11 protein-coding genes are annotated in these 16053 nt (G+C 49.8%); 8 read left to right on the top strand and 3 right to left on the bottom strand.

Features of this window, described 5'->3' with window-relative positions:
• The first annotated feature begins 216 nt into the window (after nt 1-216).
• Together H6F76_RS12385 and H6F76_RS12380 are read left to right on the top strand one after the other, a co-directional pair.
• Nucleotides 217-1812 carry a serine/threonine-protein kinase gene (locus tag H6F76_RS12385; RefSeq protein WP_190508546.1) on the top strand — a complete coding sequence of 532 codons (1596 nt, stop codon included), beginning with the start codon at nt 217-219 and terminating at the stop codon, nt 1810-1812.
• A gap of 299 nt (nt 1813-2111) precedes the next feature.
• Complete coding sequence (locus H6F76_RS12380; protein ID WP_206754370.1) at nt 2112-4310, top strand: CHASE2 domain-containing protein; 2199 nt, start codon at nt 2112-2114, stop codon at nt 4308-4310.
• A 311-nt stretch (nt 4311-4621) separates the two neighbouring features.
• On the opposite strand, the gene H6F76_RS12375 is transcribed toward H6F76_RS12380, so the two are convergent.
• On the bottom strand, nt 4622-4957 hold the full coding sequence (locus H6F76_RS12375) for an HU family DNA-binding protein (RefSeq protein ID WP_190455217.1): 336 nt from the start codon (nt 4955-4957) through the stop codon (nt 4622-4624).
• A 403-nt stretch (nt 4958-5360) separates the two neighbouring features.
• Complete coding sequence (gene ileS / locus H6F76_RS12370; RefSeq protein ID WP_347276021.1) at nt 5361-8303, bottom strand: isoleucine--tRNA ligase; 2943 nt, start codon at nt 8301-8303, stop codon at nt 5361-5363.
• 540 nt (nt 8304-8843) lie between these two features.
• Between ileS and H6F76_RS12365 the strand changes: the two genes are divergently transcribed.
• Together H6F76_RS12365 and H6F76_RS12360 are read left to right on the top strand one after the other, a co-directional pair.
• Nucleotides 8844-9728, top strand: coding sequence for a M48 family metalloprotease (locus H6F76_RS12365; protein ID WP_190508542.1), 885 nt, complete (start codon nt 8844-8846; stop codon nt 9726-9728).
• A gap of 344 nt (nt 9729-10072) precedes the next feature.
• A complete protein-coding gene (locus tag H6F76_RS12360) occupies nt 10073-10279 on the top strand; it encodes a hypothetical protein (protein ID WP_190455209.1) in 207 nt (68 codons plus the stop codon).
• 95 nt (nt 10280-10374) lie between these two features.
• On the opposite strand, the gene pheS is transcribed toward H6F76_RS12360, so the two are convergent.
• Complete coding sequence (gene pheS, locus H6F76_RS12355) at nt 10375-11376, bottom strand: phenylalanine--tRNA ligase subunit alpha (protein WP_190508540.1); 1002 nt, start codon at nt 11374-11376, stop codon at nt 10375-10377.
• A 255-nt stretch (nt 11377-11631) separates the two neighbouring features.
• Here pheS and surE point away from each other — a divergent pair, with 255 nt between their 5' ends.
• The 4 genes from surE to H6F76_RS12335 all read left to right on the top strand — a co-directional run bounded on the left by surE (nt 11632) and on the right by H6F76_RS12335 (nt 15998).
• Nucleotides 11632-12426 (top strand): 5'/3'-nucleotidase SurE, encoded by a 795-nt coding sequence (surE, locus tag H6F76_RS12350; RefSeq protein ID WP_190455205.1) that lies wholly within the window; start codon nt 11632-11634, stop codon nt 12424-12426.
• Between the two features lie 351 nt (nt 12427-12777).
• Nucleotides 12778-13683 (top strand): MBL fold metallo-hydrolase, encoded by a 906-nt coding sequence (locus tag H6F76_RS12345; protein ID WP_190455200.1) that lies wholly within the window; start codon nt 12778-12780, stop codon nt 13681-13683.
• Between the two features lie 86 nt (nt 13684-13769).
• The gene (locus H6F76_RS12340; RefSeq protein WP_190508538.1) at nt 13770-14732 is read left to right on the top strand and encodes a bifunctional riboflavin kinase/FAD synthetase; all 963 of its coding nucleotides are present in this window, start codon (nt 13770-13772) and stop codon (nt 14730-14732) included.
• 309 nt (nt 14733-15041) lie between these two features.
• Nucleotides 15042-15998 (top strand): pentapeptide repeat-containing protein, encoded by a 957-nt coding sequence (locus H6F76_RS12335; RefSeq protein WP_190508537.1) that lies wholly within the window; start codon nt 15042-15044, stop codon nt 15996-15998.
• The last annotated feature ends 55 nt before the right edge of the window (nt 15999-16053 follow it).

The raw sequence follows: 16053 nt of genomic DNA, 5'->3' as shown, positions 1-16053 counted from the left end.
CCATAATGTCCTCCGTTCGATGTTTTTAGGCTGCCTTTGAAGGGTACTGCGCGAACACGTTTTGCCTTTCGTTAGTCATAAAATTGGGTTGCGTTGCGTCAATCGAAGTTCGTGTCAAGGTGTAAAAAAGCATTACCTGCCCTGTATGTATTTTTTGCCCCTGAACGATCGTTGCACCTGCGCTTTCAGGGTTTGGGATGCCCCTTAATGTAAACTATGGTCACAGATTCCAACGTCGGACGCTTGCTAGCAAATCGTTATCGGCTTGCTGAACTGATCGGCAAAGGTGCGATGGGGCGCGTTTATCGGGCAGAAGACATCTTACTGGGCGGTGTCATTGCAGTGAAGTTTCTGGCTCAGACGCTCCTGAACCCCAAGATGCGCGATCGCTTTAAGAGCGAAGCCCGCATTTGTGCCCAACTTGGTCGCAAAAGTATTCATATCGTTAACGTCATTGACTATGGCGTGTCGGATTACAAGGACGAAGACGTACCCTTCTACGTTATGGAGTACTTGCAGGGGCAAAGTTTGAGCGAAGTCATTAACAATCAGCCGCTCCCGTTGCCTCGCTTTTTGACAATTTCTCGGCAGATCGCGTTGGGCTTGCAGTGCGCACATCAGGGCATCATTGTTGACGACAGCCTTTACCCCATCATCCACCGCGACATTAAGCCCAGTAATATCCTCGTGAGCCGTGATGCTAGCTTGGGCGAACTGGTAAAAATTCTTGACTTTGGCATCTCTAAGCTGCTGCAAGCCGATAGTGATCAGACCAGTTCCTATATGGGCACTTTGGCTTACTCGTCGCCAGAGCAAATGGAAGGTCGTGAACTCGATTCCCGCTCTGACACCTATAGCCTGGGCGTAATGATGTACGAGATGCTAACCGGCAAGATGCCGCTCCATGTCGAAACACACGCTTTTGGAGCCTGGTTCAAAGCACATCACTACCAAACACCTCGCACTTTTGAAGCGGTTAATCCTAGCCTGAAGCTACCGAAAGCCTTAGAAACGCTGGTTATGAGCTGCCTGGCAAAGGCACCCGAGGATCGCCCTCAGTCAGTGGCAGATATTTTGGAGGTGCTAGACGCACTGGGGAAACGGTACAAGGATAATCCCGGTGTCGGCAAACGAATTGCAGACTATTTGGAGAAAATGCCGCCCTCAGTCCAGGGTCAACCGAAACCGCTAAGCGACCGAGTTCCTCTAATTGATGAGATCTGCACATTAGCCGTCTGGCCTAAAAATAAACCGATCGCGCAAATCGTCTTTGCCCAAAGCCTTACAACTGAGACTATCGCTCTGCCAGCCGTTTGGGTGATGCTTCCCCGGCAAGAAATCCAGAACTTACAGACGTACCGACTCTACAATGTCATCTACAAAAACTTTCTCTATGCTATGTCGCCCCATCCCACACTGCTGTGGGTGACGGGCATTTACAACCGCCAGCGCCATCAACAAAAAAGCAATGGCGGGGAGGCTCAACAGGGCACGCGCTGGTTGCCCTGCTATTTAGATCTAAAATCACCCTCTGGTTTAGAAACGGCGCGCCTATTGAGCCAAAAAGGAGAGTACCAGGTCTTGCTCTTTGCCTTAGAGCAGCCAGAACGGTGCCTTCATGCGATTACAATCACCATCAACGAGTCTCAGCGATTACAGCTACAAGAGTGGGCAATTACCAGCCAGCCAGTGCGATCGATCGGTTCTCCAACCTTAAGTAAAAATATCCTAAAAGCAGAGTTTGACAAGCTCAAGCTACGCATCACCCCTGAAATGGAGAAAGACCCCGGCGGCTCCTCCTTTGGGCGGTAAGAGCAGGAGCTTAGGTACCTGGGTAGGATGTCTGCTTCGTTACACCTACTTACTCGGTCAGCAACTGGGGAGTGTGGGATCGTCACACTTTATGTTTTGCCCTGGAACCAATCTTTTGTAAGGGCAGACAGTGGGTGGCGCTTACAGCCTTTGATCGATCGCCCTTCTTTTGAGATTGGTAAAACCTTGTATCATTTGCACGTTCAGCAGGGTAGATTCTGTTCATGATAGGGCAAGCAGTTCTGTTGTGTGACACGATTGAGCACTGGTGATGGAGCGGCGTAAATGAACAAACCACCATGCAACAACGTAGCAATATGCCTAGCTGGACACGGCTAAAGCAGAGATTTTTTAAGGCAAGCAGGGTTCTCCTTACGTCGTCAGGTGTTGCCGGGTGCGTTATCATCCTTCGCCTTACTGGGCTATGGCAAGCCTCAGAGTTAGGCGCATTCGATATGCTGTTTCGTCTGCGTCCAGCAGAGCCGATCGACGAACGCATTGTCATTGTGGGCATTGATGAGATGGATCTGCGGCGCGTGGGCAAATGGCCCATTCCTGATCACGTCTTAGTACAGTTGCTGACCAAGCTCCAGTCTTATCAGCCGCGTGTGATCGGTTTAGACATCTACCGAGATTTGCCTGTCGAGCCAGGTTATGCCGAGCTACAGGAGATTTATCGTACGCTGCCTAATCTTGTTGGTATTGAGCAAATCAAAGACCAAGCAAATGTGGGCGTACCAGCCCCACCCCTACTTGCAGTACGGCAACAGGTTGGCTTTAATAATCTGGTGTTTGACGTTGATGGCAAGGTACGGCGGAGCTTGCTCTATTGGAGTGTTGATGGCAAAAGTCATCGAAGCTTTGCGCTCACGCTCGCCCTTGCCTATCTCTCCCATGACGGTATCACGCCTCAAGCTGCCAGCCGTGGTAAGCGCTATTTGCAGCTTGGTCAGGCTGTGTTTCGTCGGTTTGAGAATAGTGATGGTGCTTATACTCGTGCCGATGCCGGTGGTTATCAAATTCTGGCAAACTTGCGAGGTGCAACAGGCACTTTTGCGAGCGTATCGCTGACGGATGTTTTGAAGGGTAGGGTTAATCCTGAGCAGTTGCGCGATCGCATTGTCATCGTTGGTTCTACTGCCGTCAGCCTGCGCGATTTTTTTCAAACTGCCTACAGCAAGGAACTGGTTAACTCGTCACCTCAACCGACATCAGGAGTCGAGTTGCAAGCCAATTTTGCAAGTCAGATCATCAGCGCTGCCTTACAAGGACGTAGTGCTATCAATGTTTGGGCAGAGCCACTGGAGTGGTTATGGATTTTTGTCTGGGCTTGGGTTGGTGCCCAACTAAGCTGGACAGTGCGATCGCCGTCCCGGATCACTCTCAAGTTGCTCTTAGCAAGCGGTAGTCTTGTAGGTTTTTGCTTACTGGGCTTTCTGTGGGGTTGGTGGCTACCGCTAGTGCCACCCATGATCGCGCTGGCAGGATCAGCGATCGTGCTCATGGCTCATGTTGCCTATCTGCAAGAAGAACTAAAGCGTTCCAAAGAGTTTCTTGGCAAGATCATTAACGCCATTCCCGATCCAATTTTTGTGAAAGACAGGCAGCATCGCTGGATTGTGCTAAACCAGGCTTACTCTCGGTTTCTCGGCTATCCCCTTGAAGACTTACTCGAAAAATCAGAGTATGACCTGTTTTCTCAGCAGGAAGCCACTGTCTTTCGTGAGCAAGACCAGCTTGTTTTTAGCAGCGGACAAGAACACGAACATGAGGAGGTTTTTACCGATCAGTGGGGCGCAACGCATTACATTGCAACGAAGCGATCGCTCCATAAAGATGCGGCTGGCAACCTCTTTCTCGTTGGTGTCATACGCGACATCACAGGGCGTAAGCGCATGGAGGACGAGCTAAAACGCACCACTGCCGAACTTATCCGTTCCAATGCCACCTTAGAGCAATCGGCTAGCCACCTGCGCCATTTGGCAAACCATGACGGACTCACTGGGCTACCAAACCGCAAGTTGTTTCACGAACGCCTCGATCAGTCGATCGAGTGGGCAAAGGAAAATAGTCAGCCTGTTGGACTGCTGTTCCTTGACTTGGATGGGTTTAAGCTCATCAACGACACGCATGGGCATGATGTCGGTGATCTATTGCTAAAAGCAGTGGCTAAACGCTTAACGAGTTGCTTGCGTGGCAGTGATACTGTCTCTCGGTTAGGAGGAGACGAATTTACAGTCATTCTCCCCGCCATTCCAATGGCTCAAGGTGCTGCGCGCGTTGCCGAAAAAATTCTTCAGACTCTTGCCAAACCGTTTGTTATTAAAGGTCACACTATTTTTGTCACTACTAGCATTGGCATCAGCCTTTACCCCCAGAATGGGCTAACCGTTGATGTGCTTGTCAAAGAGGCAGATAGTGCCATGTACTCAGCCAAAGAGCTTGGCAAGAACCGCTACGAATTGGCAGCCACGTCTGAGACGGTTAGCAATGAGTAGGTGAAGATGCTCTAGTGCGTGCTTAGAAAATTGCAATGCTCTCTAGAAGCAGAATAAGTAGAAAGCAGAAACAAAACTGTCTGATCTCCTTGTCTCAAGGCAACCAGACGTAAAAGGGCAGACTAACGTTCGCCGTTCGTTTGGCAATGCAGCGATCGATCAACCTGCCCAATGTTATGAAGTGATGCCCTCCAGCCTTGCCTCTGAAAAGCCTGAGCATTCCAGACGAGAAACCACTGCACCCTGATAGTGCTTGTAAGCACCCAGTCATTTGACAATCGTTCATCCCCTCAACGCGATCGCACAAGGGGCTACTTCTTCGCCTTCGTTTTTGATTTAGTGGCTTTCTCCTCTACTGGCTTTTCCTCTTTAGCTGGAGCCACCTTTTCCTTAAACAGTTTACCTGCTGAGAATGCCGGAACAGTTGTTGCCGGAATCTTAATTGGCTTACCGGTGCTAGGGTTACGTCCTTCGCGTTCTTGGCGCTGACGAGCTTCAAAGGTGCCAAAGCCAACCAACGTCACTTTGTCACCAGCAGAGACCGCTTCGATAATGGCGTCGACTGCTGCACTAAGCACTGCATCCGCATCTTTCTTCGTAATGGATGCCTTTTCAGCGATCGCGTCTACTAATTCACTCTTGTTCATAGCTTAAGCCTCTAGCATTGTGGATTCAAATGTGTGCCGTGATTATAGTTCAGCTATTTGTAAATGGCGCAATAAATCAACATTTGCTCATTACTGATTGCTGTTCATTCGTATTACCTTTACCCCAGCGTAAGATCAGCTAGCTCGATACCTTACAGAATTGCATGGCAAAAACTAAATGGATACTATCAAACTTAAAGTAAGGTTCGTCTTCCCCCATAAGTCTAATTTCATACCAAAAAGTGGTGCGTTCATCTGGTCTTTCGATGCTACAAATAGCCTGCTTATTCGCTATGAACCACGATCGCCGCATAGTGAACATTGTCTACAGCCCTTGAGGGCTGGACATTTCAGCTTCTAAGCCCTTCTCAGCAAGGCTATTAAAGACGAGTGTTCCTTTTGCTCAAAATGCCCCTTCCAACGCTGGAATGCAGCGTTCACAGAGTAAGGGATGTGCAGCCGATTCGCCAACGTAAGTGGAGTAGTTCCAGCAGCGATCGCATTTTTTACCCTCCGCATCCACAACTCCAATTTGAAGGGCGTTTGCCTGAGCGCTGTACTTGAGCCCAGTGATGCGATCAACAGTGTCTAGCAGCTCTACTTGAGAGGTGAGAAACAGGTAGCGGAGTTCATCTACACCGTTGCCGCTCAGGCTACCAGAGACGTTAAGTGCCTGTAATGTCTCTTTAAGTTGGGCATCAGCTGTATACAGCAGCAGTTTTGCTTCTAGCGACGAACCGATCGCTTTGTCAGCACGGGCTTTTTCAAGCACCTTGTTGACCTCATCACGGCTTTGAGCAAGGGTTTGCCATTTGGTAGCCAGTGCTGGTGCGTGCCACTGGTCATCTAGCGTGACCCAACCTGCTTGAAAAACAGACGTATGCGGCGTGGTATAGGGTAGCGCTTGCCAGATGTCTTCTGCCATATGCGAGAGGACAGGCGCGATCGCCTTTGCCAGGTTTTCGAGGGCGATTGCCAGAACAGTTTGGCAACTGCGACGACGGGGCGAATTTTCAGCGCTGATATAAAGTCGATCTTTGGCGCTATCTAGATAAAAATTAGAGAGATCGACCACGCAAAAGTTCAGCACCGTTTGGAAGAAGCGGAAAAACTGAAAGCTGTCAAACGCATCGGTTACTTCGCTAAAGACTTCGTTAATGCGATGGAGGAGGTAGCGATCGAGTTCCGGCAGTTGCTCATAGGGCACGGCATTTTTAGCAGGATCAAAATCATGCAGGTTACCCAGCAAGAAACGCGCCGTATTGCGGATCTTACGGTAAACGTCCGCCATCTGCTTCAGGACAGTTTTGCCCAGCCGCATATCGGATGAGTAATCGACAGACGAAACCCACAACCGCAGTACATCAGCACCGTAGGGTGGTTCCTCCTTCTGGTTTTTGCCACCCTTAATAATGATCATCGGATCAACGACGTTGCCGAGGGATTTGCTCATTTTGTAGCCCTGCTCATCCAGCACAAAGCCGTGAGTCAGCACAGTTTTGTATGGCGCACAATTATTTACCGCGACGCTGGTCAGCAAACTGGACTGGAACCACCCACGATGCTGGTCAGAGCCTTCGAGGTACAGATCGGCGGGGTAGGTAGGAGGAGAGGAGAGAGGAGAGAGGGGTGAATGGTCTGGCACCTCACCCCTCACTTGCTCACTCCTCTCCTGTAGCACCGCTGCCCAAGAAGAACCGGAGTCGAACCAGACATCCATCGTGTCGGTGCCCTTGCGATAGGTATGTCCATTGTTCCGGTAAGCCTCTGGCAGCAATTCATCAACGGAGCGCTCCCACCAAGCATCGGAACCATGCTCAGCGACGATCGCCTGCACATAGGCGATCGTTTCCTGAGTCAATAACGGCTCCGCAGTGGCTTCGTCGTAAAAGACAGGAATCGGTACACCCCAACTTCGCTGACGAGAGATACACCAGTCCGATCGCTCTGCCACCATTGGCGTGATGCGGTTTTCGCCCTGAGCCGGAATCCAGCGGACATCCGCGATCGCTGCCAGTGCCTGATCCCGAAAGCCTTCTACTGAGGCAAACCACTGTTCCGTTGCCCGAAAGATCGTTGGTTTGTTAGTGCGCCAGTCGTAGGGATATTTGTGAACGTAAGGCTCTTCTTTCAGTAAAGACTGAGCCTCTTGCAGCGCTGCAATCACCGCCGTATTGCCGTCGCCCAGCACATTCAGCCCAGCAAACGGTCCGGCTTCTTCGGTAAAGTTACCATCATCATCCACAGGCGCAAGGATAGGCAAGCCGTAGCGTTGACCCACAAGATAGTCATCTTGACCATGCCCCGGAGCAGTATGCACTAAACCCGTACCGGTATCTGTAGTGACGTAATCGCCACCGATCACGATTTCGCTCCGGCGATCGAACAAGGGATGCTGATATGTTGTATGCTCCAGCGTTTTGCCCACCATCGTTGCCTGTACAGTCAGCGTGGTGCCGAGGACTTCTGAGAGGCGATCGACTAGATCTTTCGCCACAATCAGGTACTTAAAGCGACCGGGCGCGTTTTCACCCACTTCCACAACTGCATAGATCAGCTCTGGGTTCACGCTCACTGCCAGGTTGGCGGGGATCGTCCAGGGAGTCGTTGTCCAGATCGCCACGCCTAACTCACCCTTACCCATGAAGGAATCTAGCCCCATCATGAGCGCAGGTGAAAGCTGCTTGATTTCAAACGCGGCATACAGACTGCGCGAGGTGTGCCCTTCAGGATACTCTAGCTCTGCCTCTGCCAGTGCCGTTTTGGAACTAGGACTCCAATAGACAGGCTTTAAGCCTCGGTAGATATAGCCTTTAAGCACCATCTGCCCAAAGACGCCAATTTGCGCGGCTTCATACTCTGGTTTCAGAGTGAGGTAAGGATGCTCCCAATCGCTCCAAACGCCATAGCTCTTAAAGCTTTGTCGCTGTTGATCGACAGTTTTGAGGGCAAATTCTTTAGCTTTTTGCCGTAGCTTTAACGGTGTCAGCGCTTTGCGCTCGTCTGATTTGAGGGTTTGCAGCACTTTAAGCTCGATCGGCAAGCCATGACAATCCCAACCCGGCACATAGCGTACCTTTCGTCCGCATAGCAACTGGTACTTGTTGATCACATCCTTCAGCACCTTGTTGAGCGCATGCCCCATGTGCAACGAGCCATTGGCATAAGGAGGTCCATCATGCAATACAAACAATTCGCCTGGATTCTCTTGCGACAGACGTTGGTATAGCTGCTGCTCATCCCAAAATGCCTGTAGTTCCGGTTCCCGTTTGACGGCATTGGCGCGCATGTCAAAATTGGTCTTTGGAAGATTAACAGTGTCTTTATAAGAGCCGGGTTCTGTCACAGTCATGGAATTGGGGACTAGGGTTTAGGGATGGATGCGAATGAGCAGCGTCTTAACGCCTGGAGCTAGTACGGACCATAAGTTAGACAGCCTTTTTCTAGAGTGAGGTCTCTAGAGCAGGGTGCTGTCATGGCTGAGGCCAAGATGAAGGTAGGAACTAGCGCTTTAACTGAATCAAGTGACGCTTGTAGTATTCATGTAGTATAGCAATCACCTTTGCTTGTTGAGAGCCGTTACCTCACTGGCTCAAGCTAAAGCTTACTATCGTTGGTCGGCGATCTGAAGCCTCAAGTTTAGCGAATCACAGTCTTACATACCTAAACGAATCAATCGCTGTATGCAATTAAGCTGAAGCTTGCTTTAAAGGTAGACAGATTTAGAGTTTCTAGACTGTAGGCGTAGCCTCCAAACTCCCTTCTTGTACAGGAGGACAATCTTATTAGTAAGGCAAAGTTCATTCACAGGATAGAGATATGACAAACCGTAATTTGAGACTCTAAGTGGAACGCTAATACCTTATGAGTCCTCGTCAGTAAAATTATGGTTGGCATTAATGAAATCAAAACGGTAGGGCTGCTAGGTCTACTGAGCGGGTTGTTTGTACTCGCTGGCTATTATCTAGTGGGTGATGAGTCAGGTCTTTATCTAGGGTTAGGCATTGCCGCAGTCACTAGCTTTGGCTCCTGGTTTTACTCCGATAAGGCAGCATTGTCAGCCTATCAAGCGCAGCCGATCGCACGAGAGCAAGCACCTGAACTTTACGATATGGTGACTCGTTTAAGCGATCGTGCTGGCATTCCCATGCCCAAGCTATTTGTCGTTCCAACAAAATCTCCGAATGCGTTTGCTACAGGGCGCGATCCTCAACACGCTACGATCGCCGTCACAGAAGGCATCACTGAATTGTTGAACCGTCAGGAGCTAGAAGGCGTGATCGCTCATGAACTGACGCACGTGAAAAACCGCGATACGTTAACTCAAGCAGTTGTCGGTACAGTGGCAGGAGCCATTACTTATCTGGGTCGGTTGCTAACCCTTGGTGCACTGTATGGACCAGTTACTCGTGACACTCGGCGTGCTGCAAATCCCTTTGTTTTGCTGTTTCTCATTGTCCTGGCTCCACTGTCTGCAATGTTGATCCAACTTGCCATTTCTCGAACACGCGAATTCTCGGCAGATCAAGGCTCTGCTGCGATTACAGGTAACCCGCTTGCACTAGCTCACGCACTTGAAAAGCTGGAAGCAGCAGGTCATGAAATTCCGATGCATGGCAATCCAGCTATGTCTCCGTTGCTGATTGTTAACCCACTGTCAGCCCAGGGGTTACAATCGTTATTTCGCACTCATCCTGCAACAGAAGAACGGATTCAGCGACTGATGGAGTTAGCACAACAGCAGCAACCTGTTGATCCTGCGTTTGCTTGAGTTTCTAGTTTTACTAACAGCGATCGATGCGTCACAAAAACTCACTAGAGAAAGCATTCTAATTTGCGCTGCCTTCTTAGAAGTCGGAGTGCCTTGAGAAACAACGATCGCTGTCAGCATCACCCTACCAGCATTGCAGAACGCTGCTGAGAGAAACCGAGTTGTAGAGTCTTGGGATGCCAACCGTCCCCTGTATGGAAGCAACCCAATTTCTGAGTAAGCCCTGACATTTAATAAATTTCATGTCGCTCGGTACGAAGTCACAAGTGTTTGTCATCACATTTGCTTAGGATCAGTTTAAACCCGAACGTCTCTGAGCAAGCATTGCTTCCCCATTGAAATCTATGACCCAGCTTGAGTTGACGCAGTGCCTACACTTGGCTAAAACGCTAGATTTAATTGTGTCGAGCCGCATGATTAACGGAGTTTTGTACGTTTACGATGCCGCTGGGCAAAAGAAACCGTGGGACAGCTTTGTGTCCGATTATCCCTTAGAACGGCTCCGGGCAATGATCGATCGTCGGCAAATTCGCCCTACGACCGCCACTTAAGCCACATGGTTCCGCAGCCAGAAGGTAGCTTTTAGCATTACTTACTACTTCTGGCTTCTGGCTCCCTTTAAAGATGCGCTATTTGTTGCAGCAACCTAAAACTGTTGCAAGAAACGCAAATCGCTTGTGTAGAGACGGCGGATATCATCAATTTGGTGCAGCACCATTGCCAGTCGCTCAACACCCATACCAGCAGCAAAGCCTGTGTAGACTTCGGGGTCATACCCAACCGCTTTTAGCACATTAGGGTCTACCATGCCGCACCCCATGATCTCAAGCCAGCGCCCTTTCCACTGCACATCGACTTCAGCAGATGGCTCTGTGAAAGGAAAGAAACTGGGGCGAAAGCGAATGGGCACTTCCCCAAACAGTTGTTCCAAAAACACTTTAATTGTGCCTTTTAAGTCGGTGAAGGTCAGTCCTTCATCCACTGCTAAGATTTCTACTTGATGGAAGACAGCCGAGTGGGTAGCATCAACTGTATCGCGACGATAGCAGCGCCCCGGCATAACAATTCGTACAGGCGGATCGTTTGTCTCCATGTAGCGAATTTGCACCGAGGAGGTGTGGGTTCGCATGATGTTCCCGTCGGGTAGATACAGCGTATCCTGCATATCGCGTGCGGGATGATCAGGCAGGAAGTTCAGTGCCTCGAAGTTATAGTAGTCTGTCTCCATTTCTGGACCTTCGGCGACAGTGTAGCCCAAACCAACAAAGATGTCTGTGACTCGATCCATCATGCCGTTAATCGGATGAATGCGCCCCTGAGGACGATAAACCCCTGCCATCGTGACATCTAACGTCTCTGCTTCAAGCTGCGCCTGAATCTGAATTGCTTGTAGAGCAAGGCGGCGACGATCGAGTTCCTTCTGAATAGTTTCCTTTACTTCATTTGCTAAGGCACCAATACGGGGTCGATCGGCAGCGTCCAGTTTCCCCATGCCACCCAGCACTTGAGGAATGGGTCCCTTCTTGCCCAGGTACTTCACCCGCAGTTGCTCCAGTTGGTCTAACGAGTCAGTCGCCGTTAACGCCTGTTGGGCTTCCTGACGAATGGATTCTAATTGTGCGGCGAGTTCTTGAAGCTGAACAGTCATACTAAAAGTTGTTGGTTGTTAGTTGTTGGTCTAGGGTTGTTGTTCTAGGACAAAGCACGATCGAACAACGAACAACTAGTTAATTTCCCAGCCCAAAGGGTTGAATAAGATCTGGAACGGGAACGTTGGCTCTAATGCGGCTTCTTCTGCTGCATCCATTCTTCAGTTTAGTAGCTGAGTGGAAGCATAAGCGATCGCGCTCCAAAGTTCTCTACTCCCTGCCCCCTACGCCCCATTCCTCACTCTCACTGATTCATGAAACTACTCATCAGCAACGATGATGGCATTTACGCTCTGGGTATTCGTGCTCTGGCGAACAGTCTAGCCGAAGCAGGGCATGATGTAACGGTTGTGTGCCCCGATCGTGAGCGATCGGCGACTGGGCACGGACTGACCTTACACCAGCCCATTCGCGCTGAAATTGTCGAGTCTATCTTTCATCCCAGCGTCAAAGCCTGGGCATGCTCCGGCACTCCTTCAGATTGCGTTAAACTAGCACTGTGGGCGTTGCTAGATCACCCACCCGACCTGGTACTTTCTGGCATTAATCACGGGTCTAACCTGGGAACCGATGTGCTGTACTCTGGCACGGTATCAGCAGCAATGGAAGGCGTGATTGAGGGTATTCCCAGTATTGCGTTTAGCCTCACCAGTTTTTCCTCGTCCGATTTTCAGTCAGCCGCCGCCTTTGCCCAATCGCTAGTCGCTCAACTTGCCAAGCAACCTCTGCCCGAACTGCTGCTGTTGAATGTAAATGTGCCTGCGGTGGCAGCAGCAGCGATCGCAGGTGTCAAGGTTACGCGACAGGGCATTCGTCGCTATATTGATGTTTTTGAGAAGCGGCTCGACCCGCGTGGTAAAACCTATTACTGGCTCGCTGGCGAGCTGTTGGAGGAAGTAGACGAGGACTCAAGCCTGAGCGAACTAGCCCCCACTGATGTGCAGGCAATTCGCGACAACTACATTACAATAACGCCATTGCAGTACAACCTAACCGCAGCAACAGGACTAGCCAGCCTAAAAAACTGGAATTTTACGTTTCCGGACTGAGGTTATCTACAGACGAGGTAATTAAAGCGACTAAAAATCATACTGGTAGAAAATCTTCTGACTTTTGTGCGTGTGCGCGATCGAACGGGTACTTTAACTAAAAGCTCATTAGATTCGCACTAGCTTTACGTTATGTTTCATCTAAGTGGCCGAAATAATAGCGCATGATTACTGAGATTTAGTCCATCGTGCGATCATGATCACTGACAGAGAGCACCTTTTTTTATGAAGCTGTCTTTAAGGGTACGTTGAATAACTGTTTTTGATGTCACATTTATCCAGGCTATGTCTTTTTGTGATTGAGGTAATTACTGAGCCTGGAGGCTTGATCGAATTTTGCAAAAAACACCCATGTCCAACACGGAAAACCAGTTTACAGTCACCTTCTGGGGCGTTCGGGGAAGTATTGCCAGTCCAGGCTCTTCGACAGTACGCTATGGCGGCAATACCCCTTGTGTTGAAATGCGCGTCGGCGGCGAACGCCTGATTTTTGATGGAGGGACAGGCATTCGTGTCCTGGGGCAGTCGCTACTGTCGCAGATGCCACTTGACGCACATATGTTCTTCACCCACTCCCATTGGGATCACATTCAGGGCTTTCCCTTTTTTGTCCCTGCCTTTGCTAAGGGTAATCGCTTCAACATTTACGGGGCGATCGCACCGAACGGCTCCACCATGGAGCAGCGCTTAAATGACCAGATGCTGCATCCAAACTTCCCTGTCCCGCTACAAATTATGGGTGCAGACCTGAAGTTTAATGATATTGAAATCGGCGAAACGGTTCGGATCAACGATGTAGTGGTCGAAAATGCACTGCTAAACCACCCTGGTCAAGCGGTAGGCTATCGCGTCAACTGGCGGGGTCATGCGGCGGCATATGTCACTGATACCGAACATTTTCCCGATCGATTGGATGAAAATGTCCTTTCCTTGGCGCATCAAGCTGACTTACTCATCTACGATGCGACCTACACCGACGAAGAATACCACTCAGAGAAATCCAGCAAAGTTGGTTGGGGGCACTCAACCTGGCAAGAAGCTGTCAAAATTGCCAAAGCCGCTCATGTAAAGACGCTGGTCATCTTCCATCACGATCCATTGCATAGCGACGACTTTCTCGATCAGGTGGGGGCAGATGTCGCTGCTGCGTTTCCTAACAGCTTAATGGCGCGCGAAGGTTTGGTGATTCATATTGCACCGCCTGTTATGGCTTTGGAGCCTAGAGCAATCGCGGCTGAAATAGGACTGTCGGTATGAGTAGGGTACAGGGAGTAAAGAAAGACAGAATGCACTCAACACAAATGCCTCTCGCCTTTGTTCCTTTGTGTGTAAAAATGTAAAGCGTGTGGGTTACTTCATCGCCAACTACTGTTCTGACTCCGACTGCCGTTGCCCTGGGAAACTTTGATGGTGTGCATCAGGGGCATCGACAGGTCATTCAACCTGTTTTGCCAGAGCCTGTAACCATTGATAAAGGCGCTCATCCATATGCGACTGTGGTGACATTTCATCCACATCCGCAAGAGTTTTTTACAGGACAACCACGCCTGTTACTGACACCGCTTACAGAAAAGGCAGCACAGCTAAGTACGCTTGGGGTCAAACAGCTTGTACTTTTGCCGTTTGATCGTGCGTTGGCAAGCTTAAATCCAGAGCAGTTTTTTGAGCAAGTGCTGGTGCAGCAACTCAAGGCAGTGCAGGTAAGCATTGGTTCAGATTTTTGCTTTGGTCAGCAGCGATCGGGGACGGCAAAAGATTTACAGGCGATTGCGGCTCGCTACGGGATTGCCGTTACAATTACGTCGCTCAAGCATTTAGGAGACGAGCGCGTTAGCAGTTCTGCTATTCGGCAGGCATTACAAGAAGGCAATTTGCCCTATGCTAATCAGCTTTTGGGGCGTCCCTATCGGCTCATTGGTAAGGTCACGCAAGGGCAACAACTGGGACGCACGCTTGGCTTTCCGACTGCCAATTTGCAACTGCCACCCGATAAATTCTTACCACGTTTGGGCAGCTATGCTGTGCGCGTTCATGTCTGCGATCACGGTCATGCGGTTGACCTATCTGCCGTCCCGTCTTTACCAGGCGTAATGAATATTGGCTACCGCCCTACGGTAAATGGCAAAACACAGACGATCGAAGTGCATTTGCTGGATTGGGCAGGCGATCTATACGAACAAACGCTTATCGTTCACTTAGAAGCCTTTTTGCGCTCGGAACAGTCGTTCCCGTCCCTTGATGCCCTCAAAGCGCAAATTCAGGCAGACAGCGATCGAGCACGCACGCTGCTTAATGCTACATCTTGACACCCGAAGAGAGCTAGCAGAGGCAATTTCAGTCAGCTTAAACACGAATGCCTGCGATTATGTAGCAGTCAAGAGAACGTTAGGACAGCCATAAGCCTTAAAACTTTTGAGCAAGGCTTTTATTCATCCTTCATCCTTTTGCGGCTGTGGAAGTCTTTGCTGCACACCGAAAGCCCACTGAAAAATTTGCTACCGACAACCGCTTAAGTGGGAACACTAACAACGGTAGCCTTGGCAAAGCTGCTGCCATGTCTTGGCGGTAATAAGACTAGCCGTAAGCAAACTAGCAGCAACAAGAGGAATGACTAAATGGCAAACGAGGGGCACCTTGCTTTGCTTAAGCAAGGCATAGCCGCCTGGAATGAGTGGTGGCATAACCATCCCAAGACGAGTCCCAACCTTGAGGGAGCAAACTTTAGAAACACTAATCTGCGAGAAGCCAATTTTTACAAAGCTGACCTTAGGGAAGTGAGCTTTCAAAAGGTTGATCTCAGTATGGCAAACCTTGAAGGGGCAAACCTTGGCATTGCCATGCTTGCGGGAGCCACGCTTTATACAGCCATACTCTATAGAGCCAACCTGCGGGAAGCCAACCTTTACAAAGCCGACTTGCGCGAAGCGGATCTAAGTCAGGTTGACCTTAGCATGGCAAACCTGCGGGAGGCTAACTTGAGCACCGCAATTTTGGAAGGAGCGACGCTTTACACAGCTATTCTCCACAAAGCTAACCTGCACGAAGCCAGCCTTTACAAAGCTGATCTACGCGAGGCAGATTTCAGCATGGCGAATCTGCGAGAGGCTAACCTAAGCATGACCAACCTAAGTATGGCAAACCTTTGTATGGCAAACCTGATTGGTGCAACGCTCTATGGAAGCAATCTGAAACAGGCGAATCTCAGTCTGGCAAATCTCTGTATGGCAAACCTGATTGATGCAACACTGGACGGGGCAAATCTTGTTAGTGCAACCCTTATTGGAGTCAACCTCTACAAAGCAACCTTGATTAGTGCCAACCTACGGGAAGCTGACCTACGGGAAGCAACCCTGAGTACAACAAACTTAAGTACTGCGAATCTGCATGGCACCAACTTAATGATGGCAAATCTTCAGGGCGCAAACTTAGCGAAAGCCAATTTAACAATGGCAAATTTGCAGGATGCCAACCTACATAGAGCGAACCTCCACGAGGCTAACCTGCGGGAAGCAAATCTCTCGGGCGCTTATCTTAAAGAGGCAGTAATGCCAGATGGTTCAATACATGACTAGCGATCGCCCCAATAAGGGTTGCCCCATTAACGATCGCCCCTAGTACTGCTTATTA

Origin of the sequence: Leptolyngbya sp. FACHB-321 (genome assembly GCF_014695975.1) — a bacterium.
Lineage (GTDB): Bacteria > Cyanobacteriota > Cyanobacteriia > Leptolyngbyales > Leptolyngbyaceae > Stenomitos.
The sequence above is the reverse complement of the archived record's forward strand: the minus strand, read 5'-3'. Positions and strand labels throughout refer to the sequence as shown.